This window comes from Azospirillum sp. CT11-132 (assembly GCF_047302835.1).
Taxonomy (GTDB): domain Bacteria; phylum Pseudomonadota; class Alphaproteobacteria; order Azospirillales; family Azospirillaceae; genus Azospirillum.
Genome location: NZ_JBGLZA010000008.1, coordinates 53,891 through 78,663, shown reverse-complemented (window position 1 = coordinate 78,663; position 24,773 = coordinate 53,891). Strand labels below are relative to the sequence as shown.

The 24,773-nt window shown below is 67.8% G+C and carries 22 protein-coding genes; 8 read left to right on the top strand and 14 right to left on the bottom strand.

Annotation, left to right across the window (positions count from 1 at the left end):
• Window positions 1-415 precede the first annotated feature (415 nt).
• Together ACCD06_RS29015 and ACCD06_RS29010 are read right to left on the bottom strand one after the other, a co-directional pair.
• Window positions 416-2,938: a YbcC family protein gene (locus ACCD06_RS29015; RefSeq protein ID WP_413345403.1), complete on the bottom strand. Its 2,523-nt coding sequence runs from the start codon at window positions 2,936-2,938 to the stop codon at window positions 416-418.
• A gap of 19 nt (window positions 2,939-2,957) precedes the next feature.
• The gene (locus tag ACCD06_RS29010) at window positions 2,958-4,529 is read right to left on the bottom strand and encodes a proton-conducting transporter membrane subunit (RefSeq protein ID WP_413345401.1); all 1,572 of its coding nucleotides are present in this window, start codon (window positions 4,527-4,529) and stop codon (window positions 2,958-2,960) included.
• Window positions 4,530-4,636: 107 nt separating this feature from the next.
• Between ACCD06_RS29010 and ACCD06_RS29005 the strand changes: the two genes are divergently transcribed.
• Window positions 4,637-5,530 carry a LysR family transcriptional regulator gene (locus ACCD06_RS29005; RefSeq protein ID WP_413345399.1) on the top strand — a complete coding sequence of 298 codons (894 nt, stop codon included), beginning with the start codon at window positions 4,637-4,639 and terminating at the stop codon, window positions 5,528-5,530.
• Window positions 5,531-5,550: 20 nt separating this feature from the next.
• On the opposite strand, the gene ACCD06_RS29000 is transcribed toward ACCD06_RS29005, so the two are convergent.
• The 10 genes from ACCD06_RS29000 to ACCD06_RS28955 form a co-directional block, all read right to left on the bottom strand.
• Complete coding sequence (locus ACCD06_RS29000) at window positions 5,551-7,260, bottom strand: AMP-binding protein (protein WP_413345397.1); 1,710 nt, start codon at window positions 7,258-7,260, stop codon at window positions 5,551-5,553.
• Window positions 7,261-7,361: 101 nt separating this feature from the next.
• Window positions 7,362-7,970, bottom strand: a complete 609-nt coding sequence (locus ACCD06_RS28995) for a gamma carbonic anhydrase family protein (protein WP_413345395.1) — start codon at window positions 7,968-7,970, stop codon at window positions 7,362-7,364.
• A gap of 42 nt (window positions 7,971-8,012) precedes the next feature.
• The gene (locus ACCD06_RS28990) at window positions 8,013-9,239 is read right to left on the bottom strand and encodes a CaiB/BaiF CoA transferase family protein (RefSeq protein ID WP_413345393.1); all 1,227 of its coding nucleotides are present in this window, start codon (window positions 9,237-9,239) and stop codon (window positions 8,013-8,015) included.
• Entirely contained in the window at window positions 9,232-10,191 is a 960-nt protein-coding gene (locus ACCD06_RS28985) for a hydroxymethylglutaryl-CoA lyase (protein ID WP_413345392.1), read from the bottom strand. Before ACCD06_RS28985 ends, ACCD06_RS28990 begins: the two co-directional genes overlap by 8 nt.
• A 99-nt stretch (window positions 10,192-10,290) precedes the next feature.
• Window positions 10,291-11,574 carry a TRAP transporter large permease gene (locus tag ACCD06_RS28980; protein ID WP_109156813.1) on the bottom strand — a complete coding sequence of 428 codons (1,284 nt, stop codon included), beginning with the start codon at window positions 11,572-11,574 and terminating at the stop codon, window positions 10,291-10,293.
• Window positions 11,574-12,149 carry a TRAP transporter small permease gene (locus tag ACCD06_RS28975; RefSeq protein ID WP_413345390.1) on the bottom strand — a complete coding sequence of 192 codons (576 nt, stop codon included), beginning with the start codon at window positions 12,147-12,149 and terminating at the stop codon, window positions 11,574-11,576. Before ACCD06_RS28975 ends, ACCD06_RS28980 begins: the two co-directional genes overlap by 1 nt.
• 14 nt (window positions 12,150-12,163) lie before the next feature.
• Window positions 12,164-13,189 (bottom strand): TRAP transporter substrate-binding protein DctP, encoded by a 1,026-nt coding sequence (gene dctP / locus ACCD06_RS28970; protein ID WP_136701688.1) that lies wholly within the window; start codon window positions 13,187-13,189, stop codon window positions 12,164-12,166.
• Window positions 13,190-13,362: 173 nt separating this feature from the next.
• Window positions 13,363-14,307 (bottom strand): LysR substrate-binding domain-containing protein, encoded by a 945-nt coding sequence (locus ACCD06_RS28965; protein ID WP_136701689.1) that lies wholly within the window; start codon window positions 14,305-14,307, stop codon window positions 13,363-13,365.
• Between the two features lie 77 nt (window positions 14,308-14,384).
• Window positions 14,385-14,594 carry a hypothetical protein gene (locus tag ACCD06_RS28960; RefSeq protein ID WP_136701690.1) on the bottom strand — a complete coding sequence of 70 codons (210 nt, stop codon included), beginning with the start codon at window positions 14,592-14,594 and terminating at the stop codon, window positions 14,385-14,387.
• Window positions 14,595-14,731: 137 nt separating this feature from the next.
• Entirely contained in the window at window positions 14,732-15,580 is an 849-nt protein-coding gene (locus tag ACCD06_RS28955) for a LysR family transcriptional regulator (RefSeq protein ID WP_158282071.1), read from the bottom strand.
• Window positions 15,581-15,899: 319 nt separating this feature from the next.
• Here ACCD06_RS28955 and ACCD06_RS28950 point away from each other — a divergent pair, with 319 nt between their 5' ends.
• Window positions 15,900-16,286, top strand: a complete 387-nt coding sequence (locus ACCD06_RS28950; protein WP_247882399.1) for a c-type cytochrome — start codon at window positions 15,900-15,902, stop codon at window positions 16,284-16,286.
• A gap of 93 nt (window positions 16,287-16,379) precedes the next feature.
• Here the strand turns inward: ACCD06_RS28950 and ACCD06_RS28945 are convergent, their stop codons facing one another.
• Complete coding sequence (locus ACCD06_RS28945; RefSeq protein WP_413345387.1) at window positions 16,380-17,165, bottom strand: alpha/beta fold hydrolase; 786 nt, start codon at window positions 17,163-17,165, stop codon at window positions 16,380-16,382.
• 102 nt (window positions 17,166-17,267) lie between these two features.
• On the opposite strand from ACCD06_RS28945, the gene ACCD06_RS28940 reads away from it, so the two are divergent.
• Entirely contained in the window at window positions 17,268-18,167 is a 900-nt protein-coding gene (locus tag ACCD06_RS28940; RefSeq protein ID WP_413345385.1) for a LysR family transcriptional regulator, read from the top strand.
• Between the two features lie 27 nt (window positions 18,168-18,194).
• Here the strand turns inward: ACCD06_RS28940 and ACCD06_RS28935 are convergent, their stop codons facing one another.
• Complete coding sequence (locus ACCD06_RS28935) at window positions 18,195-19,139, bottom strand: LysR family transcriptional regulator (protein ID WP_109156821.1); 945 nt, start codon at window positions 19,137-19,139, stop codon at window positions 18,195-18,197.
• Window positions 19,140-19,319: 180 nt separating this feature from the next.
• On the opposite strand from ACCD06_RS28935, the gene ACCD06_RS28930 reads away from it, so the two are divergent.
• From ACCD06_RS28930 to ACCD06_RS28910, 5 genes are all read left to right on the top strand, one after another.
• Window positions 19,320-20,855: an ABC transporter substrate-binding protein gene (locus tag ACCD06_RS28930; protein WP_413345383.1), complete on the top strand. Its 1,536-nt coding sequence runs from the start codon at window positions 19,320-19,322 to the stop codon at window positions 20,853-20,855.
• Window positions 20,856-20,931: 76 nt separating this feature from the next.
• On the top strand, window positions 20,932-21,849 hold the full coding sequence (locus ACCD06_RS28925) for an ABC transporter permease (RefSeq protein ID WP_109156823.1): 918 nt from the start codon (window positions 20,932-20,934) through the stop codon (window positions 21,847-21,849).
• Window positions 21,846-22,781 carry an ABC transporter permease gene (locus ACCD06_RS28920; RefSeq protein ID WP_413345381.1) on the top strand — a complete coding sequence of 312 codons (936 nt, stop codon included), beginning with the start codon at window positions 21,846-21,848 and terminating at the stop codon, window positions 22,779-22,781. The genes ACCD06_RS28925 and ACCD06_RS28920 overlap by 4 nt, the downstream gene beginning before the upstream one ends.
• Before the next feature lie 5 nt (window positions 22,782-22,786).
• Window positions 22,787-23,764 (top strand): ABC transporter ATP-binding protein, encoded by a 978-nt coding sequence (locus ACCD06_RS28915; protein WP_413345379.1) that lies wholly within the window; start codon window positions 22,787-22,789, stop codon window positions 23,762-23,764.
• A gap of 26 nt (window positions 23,765-23,790) precedes the next feature.
• Window positions 23,791-24,744: an ABC transporter ATP-binding protein gene (locus tag ACCD06_RS28910; RefSeq protein WP_413345377.1), complete on the top strand. Its 954-nt coding sequence runs from the start codon at window positions 23,791-23,793 to the stop codon at window positions 24,742-24,744.
• The last annotated feature ends 29 nt before the right edge of the window (window positions 24,745-24,773 follow it).

Here is a 24,773-nt window from a genome sequence, read left to right as displayed (position 1 = left end):
TGATGCTTTCAGGTCAAACCTATTTTAGCAATCCATCGTATTGAAACCCTTTACGCGAGAGCGATGAATAATTCATTACCGCAGGATCGGGCTTGCATTCTGGAGTATGCGTCCAAAAGTCGCATAAATACTCCGATATGCGCCGCATATCGGAGTATTTGAAAGCTCGTCTGTCTTCAAAGATGCCGCCGGAGTCCGCGGCGGTGGAGGAGGTTCCGAACGGAACGGGGGATGTGCAACCCAAAAGGAGGGCATCCGGCCCACAATTCCACTGTGGGCTCCGCATCCATGCTGACCCTGCGGGGCCGGCCGGACGCAATGCGGCATGTCGGCCACCCCATGGCAGCGGACGGCCTCAGCCCCTTCGCGACGCAGCGCCAAGCACGCGGTCGGATAGCCAAGGGGATGTGCCGGCTCAGCCGGCCGCCCGCAACAACTGCTTGTGGTGCTCCGGCCGGGGCTCCTCCTGCACCGGGGAGGCGTCGAGGTCGGTCCATTGCAGGGAGCGGAGGTAGCGGCTCGCCATGCGGCCCTGTTCGTCCAGGCGGAACAGGTGGAGCCAGCCGTTGTCGAACAGCGCGCGCAGGTCGGGATGGCGGGACAGCACCCCGTCGATCGCCTCCTGCGGCGCCTCCACCACCACCGAAAGCCGCAGCGGCTCGTGCATGTAACGCTCGCCGTCATGGACCGACTGCCAGGGCAGGCCGACGCGCAGGAGCCCGCCGTTGCCCTCGACCACGCCGATGCCGCCGGTGACGTTGTGCAGCAGCTTGTTGCCAGCGCCGAACATGGTCGGTGCGACGGTGGAGCCGTAATATTGCAGGCTGATCCAGCTCGCCACCACCACCGGCGCGGTCAGGATCAGTTCCAGCACCCGGAAGCCGTCGTCCTGCCGCCAGTCGTAGCTGTGCAGGAAGCTGCGGCCCCGCAGGTCGCGGCCGGCCGTGCGGCCGCGCGGTGCGGCGATGAAGGCGCTGCAGCCGGCAAGGCCCCATTCCGGCCGGACCTCCGCCCAGTCGCGGCTGCGCCCGGCGACGTCGTCGGCACCATTGGCCCGCGGCAGGCGCAGTGCCCGCTCGCCCCTGGCGATGGCCCCGGCGGCGGCGAGCCAGCCGCGCACCCGCTGCAGGTCGGCGGCGTGGGGTGCCGAGGGATGGTCGGTGTCGTAGAGCGTCACTGCGTCGGTGGTGGTGTCATGCAGCGCGCCGACGAACAGCGTGTCGTCCGGGATGACGATGCCCTGGCCACCCAACACGGTCCGCACCTCCGGATCATTGAGCAGGCCGGCGAGCAGGCGGGCGTTCGCCTCTCCTGAATAGCCGCCGCAGGCGCCGCATTGCAGGGCGCTGGCGTGCGGGTTGTTGACGGTGGTGGCGCCATGGCCGGCGAACAGGACGATCCGGGCGAAGCCTTCGGTCAGCGACATCGCCCGCAGGATGGTCGCCGCCATGCCGGCGCGCTGGTCCACCGGCAGCGCGGGGTCGAGGCGCGGCGCCGGGTCGTGGGGCGCCTTGGCGTCGCCGAATGAGAAGGAGTCGCGCAGCAGCTTGCCGGCATAGACCGGCCCCATCGCTTCGACGAAGGCGAAGGACGAGACGGCGGCGAGCTTGAACCGGCCCCAGGCCCGCTTCGCCCTTGCGGTCAGCCGGGCCTTGGCATCGTCGGACAGGTGCTCGTGTCCATGGTTATGCCCGTGTTCGTGGTGAAGGCGGCAGTCGGTGGTCCGTGAGGTGGCGGCGGGGGTCAGCAGCACCGGGCAGCGCGCCTCGTCCACGTCGGAGGCGTGGCGCCGGTGCGACAGGGCGAGGCCGAAGAAGCCGGCGAAGCCGATGGTCTCGATGCCCGGACCGGTCGATTCCAGGGCGCGCCGGAACAGCTCCGACCGCACGTCGATGCAGAAGGCGGCCTGGAGGGTGGGGCGGCCGGGGGACGGATCGGCCGCCCGCTCTTGCGCGAAGGTCCCGGCCAGCGTCCGCTGGGCGGCGCGGTCGGCGGCGTCCTGCAGGATGGCGTCGACGATCTGGTCCGCCGTGGGCGCCACCGGCTCGGCATGGGCGGCGCAGACGGCGCGCCAGCGCTCGGCGATCTGCTGTTCGTAGCGGTCGTGGAGCGCCTGTTCCCAGACCAGCCGGATCGCCAGGAAATCGGTCAGCGTCGTGTCATGGCCGCTGGCGAGTTCGGCCTGCCACAGCCGGTGGCGGGCGAACTGCGCCCAGCCGCCGAGGCTGGCGAGAAGCTGGTGGAAGTAGGTCTCGCAGGCGGCGATGGGAATGCCGAGCCGGGCGACGGCGGCGGCAAGCGCCTGTCCGGCGGTTTCCGGACCTTCGGCAACCTGCGTTGCGAAGCCGGTGAGGCCGAGGATCTCCGGCGTCAGGTCGTGGGTGGCGACGGCGCGCCAGGCGGCATAGGCGGACTTGCCCCGCGGTGCCGCCCACAGCGCTTGGCCCACGTCGAAATAGCCGGCAGCCCAGCCGCCGAACCGCTCGCCGATCAGACCCGGCCAGTCGGTGCCGGAGGCTTCGGCCGCAAGCTCGGCGACGGTCGGCAGCGCCTTCGGCGGCGGGGCGGCGGTTGCGGCGGCAGCCTTGAGGGCGGCCGGCGAAGCCGGGCGCTTGGCGTGCGGGGAGGCCGACAGCGCGCCGGCGAGGTCGTCGTCGGTGATGGCGCCGGACGCGATCCGCTCCAGATACCAGGAGCGCGGCATGGTCACGGCGATGCCGGCGACCCGGCCGAGCCGGGCGGCGGTCAGGGCGAGGCTCTCGCCGCTCTGTCCCAGGAAGGGGTTGACGGCGACGCTGGAGGCGAGCGGCCAGACCGGCGGGATCGCGCGCACGGCGGCGTTGGCAACGGCGGAAAGGGCGGGGCTGCGGGCCGCGGCGGCGTCGATGGGCTGGGCGGCCGGCTGCATGGTCGACTGGGCGGATGACTGGGCGGTCATGAGGATCGTCCTTCCGGGATCAGGAAATCTTGCGCACGGACCAGCCGCCGAGCAGCCGATCGAAGACGGCGTTGGCGTAGAGGCCGTTGGACAGGTGGACCCGCAGTCCGGCGGCGGCCGGGTGATAGGCCCACAGCGGGAACATCGACTGGGCGACGGCGACAAGGCCGAAGCTGACCACCACCAGAACCATCAGCGCCCATTCCAGCGGGCCGGGGGCCGGCGTGTGCGGCAGTGGGCCGGTCAGCGCCCATTCGGCGACGCTCTGCAGCGCGAAATAGGCGGTGGAGGCGGCGACGGCGTAGAGCGCGGTGCGCCGGGTCAGGAAGGCCGGGGCGGTACCGGCCAGCCCCTGCGCCAGCAGATAGGCGACGCCGAAGATCAGGATGGCGCCCAGCGCCACCGCCTGCGGCGGCTTGGCGGCGAAGCCGAACAGCGCGCCGAACAGGACGTAGAAGGCGGCGTAGATCGCCAGCGCGGCGAGAAAGGCGCGGCCGACGGCGGCACCGTTGGGGACCGCCACCGGGCCGGGACGCCGGATCGCCGCCACCCCCTCCACCGCCCCGCCGGCGGCCAGGAAGGCGTGCGCCTTGTAAAACGAGTGCGCCACGATGTGCAGCAGGGCGAGCGGGAACAGCGCGAGCCCGCATTGCAGGACCATGAAACCCATCTGCGCCACGGTTGACCAGGCGAGAGAGGTCTTGACCGCCGGCTGGGTCAGCATCACCAGACCGCCGAACAGGGCGGTGAAGCCGCCGACGATCACCAGCACCGACAGCACGCCGGGCGCCAGCAGCATCAGGTCGGCGAAGCGGATCAGCAGGAAGCCGCCGCCGTTGATGACGCCGGCATGCAGCAGGGCCGACACCGGCGTCGGCGTCTCCATCACCTCGGTCACCCAGCCATGGGTGGGAAACTGTGCCGATTTCAGCAGGGCGGCCAGCGCGATCAGGCCGGCGGCCCAGGCCGTCACCGCCCCACCCTGGCCGGCGCGGGCCATCTCGGCGATGGTGGCGATGTCGGAGGTGCCGTAGCCGGCGGCGAGCAGGACCGCAGCGCCGATCAGGGCGGCGTCGCCGACCCGCGCGGTGATCGCCTTCTTGCGCGCCGCCCGCCGGGCGGTGGGCCGGTTCGGGTAGAACAGCAGGAGCCGGTGCAGGAACAGGCTGGTGGCGATCCAGGCCAGGACGAAATGGGTGAGATTGCCGGCCTGCACCAGCAGCAGGACCGAGGCCAGCGTGGCGCACAGCCAGCCGGTGAAGGCGCCCTGCCGGTCCTCGCCATCCAGATAGGTGGCGGTGTAGCGGACGACGATCCAGCCGACGAAGGAGACCAGGAGCAGCATCGTCGCACTCACCGCGTCGAGCCGCACCGACAGGCCGACGCCCCCGGCGCCGAGCAGCGGGCTGGTGCCCGGACCGGCAACGGCGAGCAGGACGGCCGACAGCAGGGCGACGATGAAGGCTGCCAGCGCCGCGGCCTCCGCCAGTCGCGGGACGGAGCCTGGGCGTCGGCCAGGATTGCGGAACCCGGCTATTGCGGCCAGCAGGAGGGCTATGGGGCTGAGGAGCGGCAGGAGGTGAATGGACAAAGCGGTCTCTCCGGAACAGCGTGAGGAGCCTGTCCCTCCGATTTAGCAGCGCCACCGCTTCGAAAAAAATTCATTGTTCTCGGGATATCGTTCGGTAAAATCGAACGATGCGCGAGCTGAACTACCACCACCTCTTCTATTTCCAGGCCGTCGCCCATGACGGCAACCTGACGCGCACCGCGGCGCGGCTGAACCTGACCCAGTCGGCGCTATCGGTGCAGATCCGCAAGCTGGAGGAGCGGCTGGGCCATGCGCTGTTCGAGCGCGAGGGCCGGCAGCTCCGCCTGACCGAGGCCGGGCGGATCGCGCTCGACCATGCCGATTCGATCTTCGCGCTCGGCGAGGAGCTGGTGGGGACGCTGAAGGAAAGCGGTCGGGCCCGGCGGGCCCTGCGGGTGGGCGCGCAGGCGACGCTGTCGCGCAATTTCCAGATCGGTTTCCTGCGCCCGATCCTGGGGCAGGAGGATGTCGACGTCATCCTGCGCTCGGGCAGTCAGGCCGAGCTGCTAGAGGCGCTGGAGGCGCTGAACCTGGACGTGGTGCTGATGAACCGGGCGCCGGCCGGCGACGCGGCATCGCCCTTCGTCGCCCACCGGCTGGCGGAACAGCCGGTCAATCTGGTGGGAACGCCGCACCGGGTTGCCGGCGGCGGCACCATCGCGGAGCTGCTGACCGGGCACCCGGTGATCCTGCCGACCTCCGACAGCAACGTGCGGATCGCTTTCGACGCGCTGGCCGACCGCATCGGCATCCGTCCGCAGATCGCCGCCGAGGTGGACGACATGGCGATGATGCGCCTGCTCGCCCGCGAGGATGTCGGGCTGGCCGTGCTGCCGCCCATCGTGGTGAAGGACGAGTTGGCGTCCGGCCGGCTGCACGCCGCCGACGTGCTGCCGGGCATCACCGAGACCTTCTATGCGGTGACGGTGCGGCGGCGCTTTCCCAATGCGCTGCTGCGCGCGCTGCTGAAGGCCGACGGTCCGGCGATCGGGCTGGACTGACGGCCTTCCGGTTTTCGCCGTTACGCGGTGCGGTCCTGGGAGAGGTTCAGCTCCTCGATCATGGTCTGGCGCATGACGAATTTCTGGATCTTGCCGGTCACCGTCATCGGGAAATCTTCGACGAAGCGGATGTATTTCGGGATCTTGTAGTGGGCGATGGCGCCCTGGCAGAAGGCGGTCACCTGCTGTTCGGTCAGCTCCACCCCCGGCTTCGGCCGGATCCAGGCGCAGAGCTGCTCGCCGTACTGCTGGTCGGGCACGCCGAACACCTGCACGTCGGCGATGTCGGGATGGGTGTAGAGGAATTCCTCCACCTCGCGCGGGTAGATGTTCTCGCCGCCGCGGATCACCATGTCCTTCAGCCGGCCCACAATGTTGCAGTAGCCCTCCGCGTCGATGGTGGCGAGATCGCCGGTGTGCATCCAGCCGGCCTCGTCGATCGCCCGCGCCGTCTGCTCCGCGTCGCCCCAATAGCCGCGCATCACCGAATAGCCGCGGGTCAGCAGCTCGCCCGGCGTTCCCGGCGGGACGATGCGGCCCTCGGCATCGACGATCTTCACCTCCAGATGCGGCTGGATGCGCCCGACGGTGGAGACGCGCCGTTCCAGCGGATCGTCGGTGGAGCTTTGGAAGCTGACCGGGCTGGTCTCGGTCATGCCGTAGGCGATGGTGATCTCGCGCTGGTTCATCTCGGAGACCACGCGCTTCATCACCTCGATCGGGCAGGGCGAGCCGGCCATGATGCCGGTGCGCAGGCTCGACAGGTCGTATTTGGCGAAGTCGGGGTGGTCGAGCAGGGCGATGAACATGGTCGGCACGCCATGCAGGCCGGTGCAGCGTTCCTCCTGCACCGAGGTCAGCACGGCGACGGGGTCGAAGCCTTCGCCCGGGATCACCATGCAGGCGCGGTGGGTGACGCAGGCGAGGTTGCCCAGAACCATGCCGAAGCAATGATAGAAGGGCACCGGGATGCACAGCTTGTCCTGTTCGGTCAGGCGCATCGCCTCGCCGACGGAGAAGCCGTTGTTCAGGATGTTGTGGTGGGTCAGCGTGGCGCCCTTCGGGCTGCCGGTGGTGCCGCTGGTGAACTGGATGTTCACGGGATCGTCGAACTGCAGGATGCCGGTCAGCCGCCCCAGCTCCGCCACGTCGGCCGGACGGGCCAGCGCCGGCAGATCGTCGAAGTTCAGCATGCCCGGCGTCTTCTCCGTCCCCATCCGGATCAGGTGGCGCAGGGTCGGCAGACGTTGCAGCGACAGCGGCCGGTCGGATGTGGCCTGCTCCAGTTCCGGCGCCAGCTTGGCCATCATGCCGAGATAGTCGCTGGACTTGAAGGACGGCGCCAGGATCAGGGCGGCGCAGCCGACCTTGTTGATGGCGTATTCCAGCTCGTGCAGGCGGTAGGCCGGGTTGATGTTGACCAGGATCAGGCCGGCCTTGGCGGTGGCGAACTGGGTCACCACCCATTCGGCGTTGTTCTGCGACCAGATGCCGATGCGCTCGCCCGGCTTCAGCCCCAGCCCGACCAGCCCCGCCGCCACCTGATCGACCTGGCGTTTGAACTCCGCATAGGTCCAACGGACATTCTGGTGGCGGACGATGAGAGCCGGCCGGTCGGGGGACAGCGACGCCATGCGGTCGAGATGGGCGCCGATGGTCTCGCCCAACAGCGGGGTGCGGCTCGCCCCGTGAACATAGCTCTGGGTCAGCGGCTGGGTGTCGGTATGCAAGGTTGCGCTCCTCCGGAATTCGTTCTTAAGCGCAGCAGTTGGGGTGCTGCGCATTCCGGTACTGAACCCATACTGACCCGTATTGTCGATACCCTTCTCGGTTAAATCTCCGCGCCGAGATCGAGTTGCCCGCGGCTCGATGCCGCACGTGCGAGGCCGGCATAGTGGCGGACGTCGAAGGCGATGAACTCCACCTCCGCGTCGGTGACGTCGCGCAGGTGCCTGGCCGGGCTGCCGGCCCAGAGCTGGCGGGCGGGGACGCGCTTGCGCGGGGTCAGCACCGCACCGGCGGCCAGCATGGCACCGCTTTCCACCACCGCCCCGTCCAGCACGATGGAGCCGATGCCGATCAGGCAGCCGTCCTCCAGCGTGCAGCCATGCATCCGCACGCCATGGCCGATCACCACGTCGGCGCCGATGATGGTGGGATAGTCGTTCAGCATGACGTGGATGATGGTGCCGTCCTGGATGTTGGTGCGCGGCCCCACCGTGATGCTGTGGTCGTCGCCGCGCAGGACGCAGCCATACCAGACGCTGGCCTCCGCCCCGATTGTGACGTCGCCGACCACCACCGCGCCGGGGGCGATGTAAGCGTCGGCGGCGATGCGCGGCCACACGCCGCGGACGGGCTGGATGATGGCGCCGGGGTGGCGGGCGAGCAGGGACTCTCCCGTTTCGAACTTCGCTTCGGTTGCGCTCTCGGTGGTCATTCGTTTTTGTCCTTGTTGGGGCCTGCCGCGCTTTTGCGCCGGTCAGGAGGCGAGCCGTTCCGTCTCCTTCTCGGTCTTCGGAACGGCGACCACCCCGGCGGCGAGCAGCCGGTCGATCTCGTCCGGAGTGTAGCCCAGTTCGCCCAGCAGCGTCGCGCTCTGCGCACCCACCGGCGGCAGCGCCATGCGCGGTTCCAGCCGGCGGCCGTCCAGCGTCAGCGGCAGCAGCGGCACGCGGGTCTCGCCGCCGGTTTCGGTGGTGATGGCGGCGAGGCCGCCGCTCTGGTTCAGGTGGGGGTCGTCGAACAGTTCCTCCGGCCGGTTGATCGGGGCGTAGGGCAGGCCGTTGCGCTCGAACAGGCAGGATATTTCGGCCTTGCTGTAGGCGGTCAGCCGGCGGCGGATCTCCGGCAGCATCCAGTCGCGGGCTTCGCAGCGTTTGGTGTTGCCGTCCAGCCTGGGATCGGCCAGCAGGTCATCGAAGCCGAAGGCGGTGCAGAAGGTCCGCCACTGCACGTCGCTGACCACGCCAAGGAAGATCTGCTCGCCGTCCTGCACCTCGAAGGTGTCGTAGATGCTGAAGGCGGCGATGCGCTCCGGGAAGGGGGGCGGCGCCTCGCCGGTCACGGCGAACTGCTGCATGTGCTGGGCCGACAGCAGGACGCAGGTCTCGTACAGGCCGGACTGGATGTCCTGGCCGCGGCCGGTGGCCTCGCGGGTGCGCAGCGCCGCCATGATGCCGATCACCCCGAACATGCCGCCCATGATGTCGTTGACCGAACTGCCGGCGCGCAGCGGCCGGCCGGTCGGACCGGTCATGTAGGCGAGGCCGGCCATCATCTGCACCACCTCGTCCAGCGCCGTGCGCTTTTCATAGGGGCCGGGCAGGAAGCCCTTCAGCGACAGGTTGATGATGCGCGGGTTGCGCGCGGCAAGGCTGGCATAGTCGAGGCCATATTTCGCCATCAGGCCGGGGCGGAAATTCTCCAGCACCACGTCGGCGGTGTCGACCAGCCTGTGGACGGCGGCCAGCCCGTCGGGGCTGTTCAGGTCGACGGCCAGCGACTGCTTGTTGCGGTTGAAGGTGCGGAAGAAGCCGGCGGCGGCCCCCGGCAGGGCGCGTGTCTTGTCGCCGGTCACCGGCTCCACCTTGATGACGTCGGCGCCGAGGTCGCCCAGGATCATGCCGCAGGTCGGCCCCATCACCATGTGGGAGAATTCGACGACGCGGATGCCGGCCAAGGGCAGGACGGGATTGCTGTCAGGCATGGACGGGGCTCCGGTGGAAGCGGCTTTGGTCGAAATGCTTGGGCAGGCCGGCGGCGGCGATCTTGCCGTGCAGCGTCTGGCCGGGAAGAAGGGTGGCGAGCAGGCGCTGCGCTTCGATCAGGGCATCCAGGTCGATGCCGGTGTCGAAGCCCATCGCCTCCAGCATGAAGGCCAGATCCTCGGTCGCGACGTTGCCGCTGGCGCCGGGGGCGTGCGGGCAGCCGCCCAGCCCGCCGAGCGAGGCGTCGAACTCGCGGATGCCGATGTCCAGAACGGCAAGGCAGTTGGCAAGACCGAGACCGCGGGTGTCGTGGAAATGGGCGCTCTGCAGCCGGTCGCCGGCGATGTCCTTCACCCGCTTGTAGAGGCGGCGGACCTGCGCCGGATTTGCGTAGCCAACAGTATCGGCCAGCGCCACGCGGTCGGCCCCGGCCTCCAGGCAGGCTTCGGCGAGGCGGACCACGTCATCCTCCGGCACCTCGCCCTGGATGGTGCAGCCGAAGGCGGTGGAGATGCCGGCGTCGATGCGGGTCCTGTGGTTGCCTTCCCGAATGCTCTCGTCACGGGCGCGGCAGACGCGGGCCAGTTCGTCCACCGACTCCTCGCGGGTCTTGCGGATGTTGGCGCGGCTGTGCGCCTCGCTGGCCGACAGCGGCAGGACGATGACGTCGGAGCCGGCGGCGAGTGCCGCCACGGCACCCTTCAGGTTGGGGGCCAGCGTGTGGACGACGATGCCGGGCAGCTTGCGGGCGCCGGCCACCACCTCGGCCGCATCGGCCATCTGGGGCAGCAGCCTGGGCGGGACGAAGGAGGCGGCCTCGAAGCGGCGGACGCCGGCGCGGTGCTCCGCCTCCAGCCAGCGCAGCTTGTCGGTGGTCGGCATGACGCGGTCGAGGATCTGGAGCCCGTCGCGCAGGCCGACCTCGACAATGGTCACCGGGGATTTCGTCATGGCAAGAATCCTCCGTTCGGATGCGCCGGGGAAGGGGCGCATCCGGTGGAAACGGGAAGAGGAAAGGTCTAAGGGGCGATCAGATGCCGAAGCCGGCGATCACGTTCCGAAGCCGGCGGCTTGCGGCAGCCAGAGCGACAGGGACGGGACCAGCCAGATGATGAAGAGGCCGGCCATCATCAGCAGGACATAGGGCAGGGCGCCGCGCGTCACCTCGGCCAGGGAGGAGCTGGTGATGCCCTTGATGACGAACAGGTTCATGCCGACCGGCGGGGTGATCAGCGCCAGTTCCAGGTTCACCATCAGCATCACGCCGTACCAGATCGGGTTGATGCCCAGCGCCGTCATCACCGGCAGGATGATCGGCGTGGTGATCAGGATGATGGCGATGGTTTCCAGGAACATGCCGAGGATGAAGATCGCCAGCATCACCGCCAGGATGAAGCCGCTCTGCGACAGGCCCAGCGCCGCCACCGTCTCCATGATCTGGGCCGGCAGGCGGATGATGGTGATGGCGTGGCCGAACATGCCGGCGGCGGCGATGATCATGAACAGCATGACGCTGGTCCGCATCGTCTGCACGCCGCAATCCAGCAGGTCGGCGACCGAGACGTTGCGATAGACCAGCAGTGCCACCGCCAGCGCATAGACCGCGCCGACCGCCGCCGCCTCGCCCGGCGTGAAGACGCCGAGATAGATGCCGCCCAGGATCAGCGGCGGCATCATCACCGCCCAAATCGACTTGCGGAAGGCGGCGACGACCGTGCCGAAGCCGGGCCAGGGCTGTGCCTGCACACTGTCCTGCCGCTTGGCCTGCAGCCAGCTGTAGCCCGCGAACAGCACCGCCATCAGCAGGCCCGGAATGATGCCGGCGAGGAACAGGGCGCCGATCGAGGCGTCGGTGACGATGGCGTAGAGGATCATCGGCCCCGACGGCGGGATCAGGATGCCCAGCGTGCCGCCGGCGGCGATCAGCCCATAGGTGTCGCGCTGGCGGTAGCCGTAGCGCTTCATCTGCGGGATGGAGATCGAGCCGATGGTCAGTGCGGTCGCCACCGACGAACCGGAGATGGTCGAGAAGATGGTGCAGGACAGGATGGTGGCGAAGCTGAGCCCGCCCTTGATATGCCCGACCAGCGTATTCGACATCTCATAGAGGTCGTCGACCACCTTGGCCTTGATCATGATGTGCGCCATGAAGGCGAACATCGGGATGGTGGCGAGCAGCGGGTTGTTCAGGCTGGAGAACACCGCGTCGGCCATGCTGTCGATGCTGCCTTCGAACAGGGCCAGCACGCCGAGCGAGGTGAGGGAGAGCGCGGCGAAGATCGGCATGCCGCTGAACAGCAGGAGCAGCAGCAGGCCCAGGATCAGGAACGTCATCAGTGGCCTCCGCTCTGTTCGTCGGTGCCGTCCCCCGCAAGCGCGGCGAGCAGCTTGGCGAAGGCGACGATGCCCAGCAGCGCGGCGCCGACGGGAAGCGTCGCCTGCGGGATCCACAGCGGCAGCTCCAGCTGGCCCGGCGAGAAGGCGTCGAAGTCGTAGGAGAACATCGCCGTCTCCCAGCCGGTGCGGGCCAGCAGCACGGCGAAGACCAGCACCGCCAGATTGGCCCAGGCGTCCAGCCAGCGCCGGCCGCGCGGACCGGCGAGCCCCATGATCAGGTCGATGCGGATGTGGTGGCCGGTGCGCAGCGCCTCCGCCGCGCCGGCCATCACCATGGCGACGACCATGAAGCCGCAGGCCTCGTCGACACCTTCCAGCGGCTGGCCCAGGACATAGCGGGTGAAGACCCCCGCAGTGGTCAGGGCCAGCACGACGACGATCAGCAGGACGCTCAGCGCACCGCCGATACGCGACAGGACCGATGCGGTGCCGGTCAGCAGGCGGAGCGCGGTGTGGGACGCGCCCTTTTCGCGTGCGGGCGTGACGGTGTCGGGGGTGGACATGCTGCTCATGGCCGGTCCCCTCTTCACTGGAGCTTGTTGACGAGTTCCAGCAGCTTGCGGCCGTCGGCGCCGGTCTCGTCGGCGAAGCCCTCGGCAAAGGCGGGCGCCATGGCGGCCTTGAAGGCGGCATTCTCCTCAGGGGTCGCGATGTGGACCTTGACCCCCTTCGATTCCAGCTCCGCCGGGGCGTTGGCCGCAGCCTCCTGCGAGGCTTCGATCGCCCAGATGGCGGCATCCTCGCCGGCCTTCTTCAGCGCGGCCTTGTTCTTGTCGGACAGCTTGTTGTACCAGCCGGGATTGACGTAGCCGTGCAGATAGGCGGCCAGCACCGGCACCACCGTCATGTGGTCCTGCACTTCATAATATTTGCGCGACCAAGCGGCGGCGACGTCGGTGATGGCGGCGTCGATGACGCCGGTCGCCAACGCCTGATAGACCTCGCTGCCGGGAATCGCCACCGGGGTGGCGCCCATCGCCTTCAGACCGCGGTCGAAGGCCGGGCCGAGGCCGCGCATCTTCAGACCCTGGAAATCTTCCGGCTTAAGCAGCGGCTTGCCCTTGGAGGTGAAGACGCTGGTGTTGGTCTGAAACATCCAGACGATGTTCTTCACGCCTTTCTTCAGCAGGCGTTCCTCAAGGAAGGCCGCCGCTTCGGAGGTCGGCCACTTCTTCCACGCCTCGATGGAGGACATGGTGTAGGGGCCGACCGTGACGTTCATCAGCGGCAGGGTCTTGCCCCACTGGAAATTCAGCGAGAAGGCGCATTCGATGTCGCCCTTGGCGACGGCCAGGATGTTCTCGTTGGCCTTGATCAGGCTGTCGGAGCCGAACACCTGGACGTCGAGATCGCCGTCCGACAGCGTCTTCACCTCCGCCGCCCAGCGCTCGACGACCTTCGAGATGTGGTGGGCCGGCGGCAGCTGGTGGCTGCAGCGCATCCGCGTTGCGGCCTCGGCATCCGTCGGCACTGCCAGCAGAGCTGTGGCGGACGCGGTGGCGAGCAGCGCCAGCATGGTCTTGAAACGGGTGGACGTCTTGGTGGGCGTCATGTCCTGCACCTCCCTCCGGTGGTTCGTTGCGGCGGTTCAAGGGATTGAAACGCCGGGCCCATTCAACTGCGGGCCTTCGAATTGTTCGTCTGCAAAACAGAACAGCACGGGGGAGGGAAGGTCGTAAAATACAAAGAAAAGAAGCGAGCTATCTGGTTTCGAGATATCTCGCTTCAAAGAAGGGTGTCGCGCAGCCGGCCGGGCCAGCGGCCGGCTGCATGCGCCTCGCGCACCACGTCGATCATCAGGCGCCGGGCCTCGACCACGGCGCGGGAGGCGGTCTTCATGCGCGAGGACACCAGATAGAGCGTGCGGCCCATCGACGGGTTCACCACCGGCCGCGCCACAAGCTCGCCGCAGGCGATCTCGTCGCCGGCCAGCGCCGCCGACTGCACCGTCACGCCCAGCCCGGCGCTGACCGCCCGTTTCAGCGGCACGGCGGATTCGATTTCCAGATAGACCTTGGCGGCGATGGCGTTGCGCACCTCGGCATCGCTGGCCAGTGCCTGCAGCACGGCGGTGCGGCCGGGCATGATCAGCGGCAGGCGCAGCACCTCGGCCAGATCGATGGGGCCGCCGTCGCCGATCATGGCGCGGGTGCCGAGGCAGACCAACTCCTCGTCCAGCAGCGGCACGCCCTCCAGCCGGTCGTCGTTGGGCGGCACCAGGGTGAGGGCGAGGTCGGCCTGACCGGACAGCATCCATTGATGCATGATCTCGCTGTGCGCCTCGATCACGCGCAGCTTGACTTCGGTCAGGGTGGAGGCGACGCGGCGGATGAAGGGCAGGCCGATGGCCTCCATCGCCGTGTAGTTGAAGCCGACCATCACCGGCCCCACCACCGCCCGCGACAGCGACAGCACGTCCAGCTCCGCCTGTTCCAGCGCGTGCAGAACGCCGCGCGCATGGGCGAACAGCCGGTCGCCCGCCTCGGTCCGGCTGACGCCGCGCGGCTGACGCAGCAGGAGCTGGACACCCAGATCGCCTTCCAGCGTCGCCACATGCTGGCTGAGCGCCGATTGCGCGACGTTCAGGAACTCGCTGGCCTTGGAGAAGCTGCCGAGTTCGCAGACGGCGACGAAATAGCGGAGGCGGCGGAAGTCCAGCTTGATCGACATGCGGCTTTGTCCCACAGGCCCCGGTGCCGGACAAAGCGGAATATCGGCCGCAGACCGGCCGGCAGCCGGTGCTCAGGTCACATGCGCATCATGCGGAAGATGGCGATGAACATCACCACCACGCCCACTTCGGCCAGCGTCGCCAGCCAGGCCGGGTGGAAGACGATCCCCAGCGGCATGATGAGCAGCAGGATGAGCGCCGGGAACACGATGTAGGGGGACTCGAGCCGGTTGGAATTCGCCTGCGCCGTGGTGTCTTCGTCTGCCGGCAGCGCAGGCTGTGCCATTTGCATGGTCATAGGATCGGAACCCTTGTTGATGGTTGGGTGCGCGGGCCGGCAAGAGCCCGGCGACGCCGATCCTAGGCAGCGGCATTCATCGGAAAAAGCGAAATTAACCGATGGTTCATATCGGGTTCTTCAATTCAACCGCGGACCTCTGCGGGAGCGGCCAGAATGGTCTTCAGCCCGGTGAGCGCCGGGTCGATGATGGCCTCGTCAGCGTCGGTCGGGTAGGCGGCATAGATGGGAAGGCTCAATGGGCGGGCTTCCGGCAGGATTTCGCCCTTGCCGGCGTCGATCAGCGGCTGGACGAGCTGGCGGGGGAAATGGCCGGTGCCGCCGCATTGCTTGACATAATCGAGCCCCAGCGTCCCGACGCCGATCGACACCGGTGCCGACCGCACGTCTTCGGGCCGGTGCAGGCGCACATTGCGGCGGAAATCGTCGCCCCAGTCGATGTGGACGTACGGCTCCTCCGAATAGTCGTCGACCGCCGGCATCCGGAAGAGAACCAGTTCCTCCTCGATCAGCAGGCGGATCGACAGGCCGGGCAGGGCGCGCGGCGAATAGAGGACGGCGACGTCCAGAGTCCCGTCCTGAAGCCCCTGCAACAGTCCGCTCGGCAGGCCGACGTCGCAGCGGAGCGCGATCTCGTTGGCGTTTCGCCGCATCCAGGGGATCCAGCGGTAGAGCAGGCGGTTCCACAAACCGGCCTCGCTGCCGATGCGCAGAAGCGCCTTGTGGCCGGCGGGCAGGGTGGCTTCCTGGCGCGCCTGTTCCCACAGGCGGAGGATGGCGACGGCATGGCGCTGGAAGCGCAGGCCGGCGGTGGTCAGCGTGGCGCCGGTCTTGTTGCGCACGAATAGCCGGCAGCCAAGCTGCTGTTCCAACTGCTGAATCCGCGTGCTGACCGTTGACTGCGTGACGTGAAGCCGGTCGGCCGCAGCCATGAAGCTGCCCGCCGCCGTGACCTCCAGAAATGTCCGCGCCATTTCCGTATCCATGACACCTCACCTGACTGCCGGCCTTCGCGTCCGGTCGCCCGCCGGTTCCTTGGGACCAGACCTAAAGCATCGACAGCTTGATCGCGACCTGACGGTGTGAGACGATTCGTCGCATCCGCTGGGTGCGGCCGCGACCGGCGGATCCCCTAATGGGAGGAAATGGTATCGGGAAAACCGATAATAGCCATCGGTTAAATTCGCTTTCTGGCTTTTCCGACCGCCAGTAGCCTCCGCTTCGCCAGCCGGAAGTTATCCGGCCGACCTCTCCGGACATCCGGAGGTAACGTTGAGAAATGGGAGTTCCGCTGTGTCCGTCATCCGCAATATTCTGTTGGCGTCCGTCCTTCTCATCTCCGGTGGTACCGTTGCCGCGCAGGCCGCGGACGGTGACGCCGCGGCGGGCAAGACGGGGTTCAACGTCTGCAAGGCCTGCCACACGATCGAGGCCGGCGGCCCCAACCGTGTCGGCCCCAACCTGCACGGCGTCGTCGGCCGCAAGGCGGGCACCCACGACGGCTTCAGCTATTCGGCGGCGATGAAGGATTCCGGCATCACCTGGGACGAGGCAAAGCTGAACGAATACCTGAAGGATCCCAAGGCGACCGTCCCCGGCAACAAGATGGCCTTCGCCGGCATCAAGGATGACGCCAAGCGCGCTGACGTGATCGCCTACCTGAAGAGCGAGTCCAACTGAGGTCAGGTCGACCCGATTGACGGGAGGCACCGGATGCGGCCCATGGCGGGATCGCGTCCGGTGCCTTTTGCGTTTTTCGGATGATCGGGTGGATCAACCGGCGGCGACTGCCGACAGCAGGTTTGAACAGGCTTCGGCGATGTCGGCGGGGGCTTCCAGCGGCGACAGGTGGCCAACGCCGGGGAGGATGCGGAACTCTGCCGCGGGCAGGATTTCGCCGTAGATCTCCCGGAGGCTGTCGGCGCGCTCGACATGATCGCAATCGCCCACCGCGATCAGTGTCGGGATGCCGATGCCCGCAACTCCGTCGAGGCGGGCGAGCATGCCGGCCGTCGTCCATTCCCGTTTGGCGCCCGCCGCCCCCCGCAGCGTATCCTCGACCACCTGCCGCCTGTCCTCCTCCGGAAGTTGACGGTGGCTGAGGATTTTCAGCGCCTCATTCACGCCCTCCGCGTTCTGATAGGAGGCGAGCATCGCCTTGCGCATCCCGGCCGGCACGGGCATTCCGGTCGGCGGAGAGGGCGCGATCAGGACCAGCCCCACAAGTGCGCTGGCGCCTTTCGCGGCCACGATCTGGGCAACCTTGCCGCCCATGGAATGGCCCACGAGAATGCAGCGGGTCAGCCCCATCTTCGCGATGACCTCCGACACGTCGCCGGCCATCGCATCGAGGTCATAGCGCCCGTCCAGGGCGACGGACCGGCCCCAGCCGCGCAGATCCAGGCTGACGCAGCGTGCCCGGTCCTTCAATTGTGCGACGACATGGCGCCAAGTGCGGGCGGACCCGCCCCAGTAATGCAGAAACACCAGTGCCGTGTCTCCCTGCCCGTCGTCCAGAACGTGGATGACCGCCCCGGTCGTTTCGATGTTTTTGGACATTGCCAAGCTCCATGACATGCGTGTTGCGCTGGTTTTGATTTAGCCGCCGAACGGAGCCGTGATAATCAGGCGGAAAATGGATTCATTCCGAACCGGGAGTGGATGATGGCGCTGGATACCCTGACCGGCATGACCGTTTTCCGCCATGCCATCGAAGAGGGCAGCCTGGCCGCCGCGGCGCGCCGGAATGGCATGTCGGCTGAAATGGCCGGACGGCATCTCAAGGCACTGGAAGAGCGGCTGGGAGTCCGGCTGGTCAACCGATCCACGCGCAAACTGAGTTTGACGGAGGCGGGTCAGGCCTATTTTCGTCGCTGCGTGGCGATCCTCGATGAAATCGCCCTGGCCGAAGCCGATGCCGGAACCCGGCAGGCCGAACCGCGCGGTCTATTGCGGGTGGCGGCGCCGCTTGCCTTTTCCAATGCGGTGCTGGGGCCGGCGGTGGCCGATTACATGCGCCGCTTTCCGGGCGTCACCCTGACGCTGGATCTCAGTGAACGGGAGACCGATCTGCTCGGCGAAGGGTTCGACGTCGCCTTGCGTCTCGGAACGCTGCCGGACACCGCGATGATCGCCAAGCGCCTGGGCAGCTTTCCACTGATCCTGGCCGGTGCGCCGGGCTATTTCAGGTCCCGCAAGTCACCGGAGCATCCGGAGGATTTGCGGGAGCACAGGATTCTCGCCTATATGCAGACCGCGACTCCGGAGCGATTTGTGCTGTCCGACGCCGCAGGACATCGGGTGCAGGTTGCGTTCGAAGCGCAGCTTCAGGCAACTGACGCCGGCTTCCTCGTCACGCTCGCGCTGCTGGGACAGGGGTTGGTTCTGGCGCCGTCCTTCCTCGTCATGGAGTACATCGCCGAAGGCCGGCTGGTTCACGTCCTTCCGGACTGGTCGGCACGGACGCTGCCGCTGCACGCGATCATTCCCCATCGCACTCTGATGCCGGCGACGGTCCGGAGCTTCATCGACGTCGTCGCCGAGTGGGTCGGAGCATCGTGACGGCATCGACGGAAGTTCCCGCTCCCTCTAAGACAGCTCCTCCTGCCCGGCGGACGGCAGCGGCGGTTCGGCGCCGCGGTCCATGCGCTTGATGATGCCGGTTAAATGCGTTGCGAAGGCATACACCGCCTCCGGCAGATGGCGGCCGAGCATGGTCTGGATTTGATAGTAGCGCTGGTCGAGGGTGGGCGAGTCGATCGGGACCGACGCCACCGGATGGCCGACCGTGCTGGCATGGACGGTGAAGGGGCTGGCGATGGTGATGCCGCCGCCTTCCGCGGCGAAGGCCCACAGCCCGGCGATGTAGTTTGAAACCAGCACCGGTTCGATCACCACCCCGGCCAGTCCGCAGGCGATGTCGAACAGTTGCCGCACCGTCGTGTCCTTTTCCGGCAGCGCGATCGATTCACGGGCCAGCTGGGCCAGCGACAGGACTGGCCGGCCAGCCAGCGGGTGGTCCCTCGCCATCACCGCCAGGACCGGCGCGCGGCCTTCCCCCATCGCCCTGACCCCCGGTTCGGGGGCGAAGGAGAAGGTGGCGCCGATATCGACCTCCCCCTCCCGCACCATGCGGGTGACGGCGGCAGGCGCGACGATGCGAAGTTCGATGCGGATGCCGGGATGGCGGTCGCGGAAGCTGCGGATGGCCGCCGGGATCAGGCTCATGCCGAACCCCTCGGTCGCGGCGACACGCACCCGTCCGCTGGCCAGCCCGCGCAACCGCTTCAGCTCGGTCACGATGGCTTCTTCCTCGAGGAACACCCGTTGGGCATGGCGGGCGAGCAGGTCGCCGGCATAGCTCGGCACCATGCCACGCGGCCGGCGTTCGAACAATTCGACGCCGAGATCGGCTTCGAGATGGGCGATCTGCCGGCTGATGGCGGAGGAGGCGACATGCAGCCGCGCCGAGGCGTCGGCGATCGAGCCGGTGCGGGCGACCTCAAGGAAATAACGGAGCGCGGTGGCGTTCATGGCGGTTCCCCTGGCCGGCGCCGGTTTGCTAAGCTGACGGAAAATCAGGACAGTCAACTATACCATTGCCGGACCGGCAACGGGAACTTCCAACTATTATAATTGCGGCATGCCAATCTGCACAATACCGTGTCATGGCTAACTTTCGTGCAAATGGACCCTCTTGGACGGAGTTCGGACATGGCGCCCTTTGCGTACGGTAAGTCGATGATGTTCGCAGCCGCGGCGGTCGCGGCCCTGGCCCTGCCTTCGGTGGCCCTTGCCAACAAGGCGAACGACACGCTGGTCTACGCTTCTGACAGCGAGCCGGAGAACATCAGCCCCTATCATAACAATCTGCGCGAAGGCGTCATCATCGCCCATCTCGTGTGGGACACGCTGGTCCACCGGAATCCCAAGACCGGCGAGTATGAGCCGGAGCTGGCGACCGCGTGGAAATGGGTCGATCCGGTCACGCTGGAACTTTCCTTGCGCAAGGGCGTGACCTTTCAGGACGGCTCGCCCTTCACCGCCGACGACGTGGTCTTCACTTTCAATTACGTGCTGACGCCGGAAGCGAAGGTGGTGACCAAGCAGAATGTCGAATGGATGGCCGGCGCCGACAAGGTTGACGATTACACGGTGCGCGTCCGTCTGAAGGGTCCGTTCCCGGCGGCGCTTGAATACCTGTCCGGCCCGACGCCGATCTATCCCGCCGCCTATTTCAAGAAGGTCGGTCTGGACGGCTTCTCCAAGGCGCCCATCGGCACCGGTCCCTACCGCGTCACCGCGGTGGAGAACGGCAAGGGCGTGATGATGGAGAAGTACAAGGACTATTTCAAAGACAGCCCGCTCGGCCAACCCGCCATCGGCAAGATCCAGTTCCGCGTCATCCCCGACGGCGAAACCCGCATGGCCGAGTTGATGACCGGCGGCGTCGACTGGATCTGGCGCGTGCCGAAGGATCAGGCGGACCAGTTGAAGGCGGTGCCGAACATCACCGTGCTGTCGGCCGAAACGATGCGCGTCGGCTTCCTGCAGTTCGACGCCGCCGGCCGCACCGCCGCCGACACGCCGATGAAGAAGGAGAAGGTGCGCCAAGCCGTCGCCTACGCCATCGACCGTCAGGCGATGGTCAAGAATCTGGCCGGCGAGGGCGCGCGGGTGATGCATTCCGCCTGCTTCATCGACCAGACCGGCTGCACCGACGACGGCGTTCCGCGCTATGAGTACAATCCGGAGAAGGCGAAGAAGCTGCTGGCCGAGGCCGGCTATCCGGACGGCTTCGACACCGATCTCTACGCCTATCGCGAGCGCGACTATGCCGAAGCGGTCATCGGCTACCTGCGCGCGGTCGGCATCCGCGCCAACCTGCGGTTCCTGAAATACGCCGCGATGCGCGAAGCCGCCCGCGCCGGCAAGGTTCCGCTGGAGTACCAGACCTGGGGCTCCTTCTCGGTCAACGACGCCTCAGCCTTCACCGGCGTGTGGTTCAAGGAGAACGAGGACGACATGAGCCGCGACCCCAAGGTCAAGGCTCTGCTGGAGAAGGCCGATACGACCATCGACGCAGCGGCGCGAAAGGAGCTCTACAAGGAAGCGCTGTCGATGATCGCGCAGAAGGCCTATCTGCTGCCGCTGTTCTCCTATCCCAGCAATTACGCCTTCACCTCCGACCTCGCCTTCACCGCACAGCCGGACGAGCTTCCGCGCTTCTACGCCGCTCACTGGAAGTGAGGCCGCGGCGGCGGGCCGGCCTGGTTGAAAGCCGGCCCGCAGCGCCTCTCCGCACGCTCCTTTTCAGGAGACCGCCATGCTCGCCTTCCTGCTTCGCCGGCTCGCCGTGGCGCTGTCGGTGGTGCTGACCGTATCGGTCATCGCCTTCCTGCTTCTGCATCTGTCCGGCGACCTCGCCACCGACCTCGCCGGTCCCGAGGCGTCGCCCGAACAGGTGGCGCAGGTTCGGGCCGAATATGGCCTGGACCAGCCGCTTGCCGTCCAGTACGGTCATTGGCTGGCTGGCGCCGTCCGCTTCGATTTCGGCCAGTCCTTCTATTTCCGGGAGTCGGTGGCGTCGCTGGTCGGCGGCCGTATTCCGATCACGCTGAAACTCGGCGCCATCGCGCTCGGCCTCGCCCTGCTCTTCGCCATTCCGCTGGGGGCGCTGGCCGCCGTGAAGCGCGGCAGCTGGTTCGACCGTGCGACGCTGGCCTTCTGCGCGCTGGGGCAGGCGGTGCCGACCTTCTGGCTCGGCCTGACTCTCATCATCATCTTCTCGGTGAACCTGCGCTGGCTGCCGGTTTCCGGCAATGCGACCTGGAGCCACTATGTGCTGCCGTCGGTGGCGCTCGGCTGGTACGCCATCCCGGCAGTGATGCGGCTGACCCGCAACGGCATGCTGGACGTGATGGCCTCCGACTATATCCGGACGGCGCGGGCCAAGGGCCTGCGCCCAAAGACGGTGATCTTCAAGCATGCGCTGCGCAACGCGGTGGTGCCGGTGGTGGCGCTGGCGGCGGTGCAGTTCGGCTTCATGCTCGGCGGCTCCATCGTGGTCGAGGCGGTCTTCTCGATGCAGGGGCTGGGGCAGCTCGCCTGGGAAGCGATCGGGCGCAAGGATTTCCCGGTCGTCCAGGCCATCGTGATGCTGCTGGCCACGATCTACATCCTGCTGACCTTCCTCGCCGACATCCTCAACGCCTGGCTGGACCCAAGGATCCGCGTCGCATGAGCACCACGAGCGCTTCAGGTGCCGCCACCACGACCGCGGCCGCGGCTGCCGGATTCGACGCCGTTCCGGTCCGCCGGTCGCCGTTGGCCCGCTTCACCAAACGGGCGGCGCGCCACCCCGGTTTCATGGCCGGCGCCTTCATTCTCGCCGTCATCCTGGTGATGTCCATCGGCGCGCCGCTGTTCACCGCCCACGATCCCTATGCGCAGGACATCTCCAAGCGGCTGATCCCGCCGATCTGGCACGCCAAGGGGACCTGGGAGCATTGGCTGGGCACCGACAAGCTGGGGCGCGATTACTTCGCCCGGCTGCTCTATGGCGGGCGCATCTCGCTGATGATCGGCGCGGCGACGGTGCTGCTGTCGGGCGCCATCGGCACGGCGCTGGGCGTCGCCGCCGGCTTCTTCGGCGGGCGGGTCGATCTGGTCATCGGCTACATCATCAACGTGCGGCTGGCGCTGCCGGTGGTGCTGGTGGCGCTGGCGGTGGCGGCGCTGGTCGGCACCTCGCTGAACACGGTCATCGTCGTGCTGGGGCTGCTGCTGTGGGACCGCTTCGCCGTGGTGGCGCGGTCGACGACGCAGCAGATCGCCCACGCCGATTTCGTTTCGGCGGCCCGCGCCATCGGCTGCTCGACCCGGCTGATCGTGTTCTCCGAAGTGCTGCCCAACATCATCAACCCGCTGATCGTGGTCGCCACGCTGGAGATGGCCCATGCCATCCTGCTGGAGGCGGCGCTGTCCTTCCTGGGGCTTGGCGTACAGCCGCCGCTGCCGTCCTGGGGCCTGATGATCTCGGAGGGCAAGCAGTACATGTTCTTCAGCCCCTGGGTCATCACCATCCCCGGCGTGGCGCTGGTGGCGCTGGTGCTGGGCATCAACCTTCTGGGCGACGGCCTGCGCGACGTCACCGCCCCCGACAACCGGAGCTGACGGCCATGCCCCTGCTCGACGTCGACAATTTGACCATCCAGATCCCGACCGAGGTCGGACTGCTGAACGCCGTCAACGGGGTCTCCTTCACGCTGGAGCGCGGCGAGACGCTGGCCATCGTCGGGGAGAGCGGGTCTGGCAAGTCGCTGACCTCGCTGGCGCTGATGGATCTGCTCCCGTCCCGGGCGGTGCGCAAGGCGCGGTCCATGCGCTTCGACGGCATCGACCTGATGGCGGTCGGCCAGCGCAAGATGGAGGATCTGCGCGGCGACCGCATGGCGATGATCTTCCAGGAGCCGATGACCTCGCTGAACCCGGCCTACACCGTCGGCGACCAACTGATCGAGGCGCTGCGCCGTCATCGTCCGGTCAGCCGGGCGGTGGCGCGGGAGCGGGCGGTCCATCTGCTGGAGCGGGTCGGCATCACCGCCGCCTCCTCCCGCCTCGGACAATATCCGCACCAGCTGTCGGGCGGCCTGCGCCAGCGGGTGATGATCGCCATGGGGCTGATGTGCGAACCGGATCTGATCATCGCCGACGAGCCGACCACCGCGCTGGACGTGACGATCCAGGCGCAGATCCTGATGCTGCTGCGCGACATCCAGCGCGAGTTCGGCATGGGGCTGATCCTGGTCACCCACGATCTGGGCGTGGTGGCGCGCGTCGCCACCAAGGTGGCGGTGATGTATGCCGGCCGGCTGGTGGAGACCGGCCCTGTGGAGGCGGTGTTCGGCGCCCCCAGCCACCCCTACACCCAGGGTCTGCTGCGCGCCATCCCGGTCCCCGGCCGCACCCGGCCGGGCGAGCCGCTGGGCACCATTCCGGGGCAGGTGCCGAACCTGATCGGGCCGCTGGCCGGCTGCGCCTTCCGCAACCGCTGCGACCACGCCACCGACGCCTGCGCCGCCGACATTCCGGAGCGGGATCTCGGCCCCGGCCACCGCATGGCCTGCGTGCTCGACCCCGTCGCCACCGCCGCTTGACCGCCTTCCTTGACCGGAGACCGACCATGACCGTTCCGGTGCTCGAACTCGAAAACGTCACCAAGATCTATCCGGTGCCGCAGGGGATGTTCAAACCCCGGGCGATGCTGACCGCCGTCGGCGGGGTGTCGCTGACCGTCGCCCGCGGCGAGGTGCATGCGCTGGTCGGCGAAAGCGGATCGGGCAAATCGACGCTGGCGAAGATGCTGCTGGGGCTGACCAAGCCGACCTCCGGTGAGATCCGCATCGACGGCGTGCCCATCGCGAAGACCGACCGGCGCGAGGTGGCGCGCCGCATCCAGCCGGTGTTCCAGGATCCCTATTCCTCTCTGAACCCGCGCAAATCGGTGGCCGACCTGATCGCCCTGCCGCTGGTCGCCCACCGCATCGGCACGTCGGAAAGCCGGCAGAAGGCGGTGGCGGAGATGCTGGACGCCGTCGGGCTGCCGCGCCGGATGATCGACGCCTATCCCGGGCAGATGTCGGGCGGCCAGCGCCAGCGCGTCGCCATCGCCCGCGCGCTGGTGATGAAGCCGGACGTGCTGATCTGCGACGAGCCGACCTCGGCGCTCGACGTGTCGGTGCAGGCGCAGATCCTGAACCTGCTGATGGACCTGAAGCGCGAGTTCAAGCTGACCTACTTCTTCATCAGCCACAACCTTGCGGTGGTCGAGCATCTGGCCGACCGGGTGGCGGTGATGTATCTCGGCCGCATCGTCGAGGAACGCGGGCGCGAGGCGCTGTTCACCCACGCCAGCCATCCCTATTCCCGCGCGCTGCTCGACTGCGTGCTGACGCCCGATCCGACGTTGGGCATGCCCGACACGGTGATTTCCGGCTCCTTCCCCAACCCGATCGCGCCGCCGCCCGGCTGCGCCTTCCACCCGCGCTGTCCGCGCGCCACCGACCACTGCCACTCCGTGGCGCCCGGCCCGGTGCCGGTCGCCGACGGCGTCGCCGCCTGCCATTACGCCAATTGACGACCCATCCCCCACACCCGAGTTCCGCC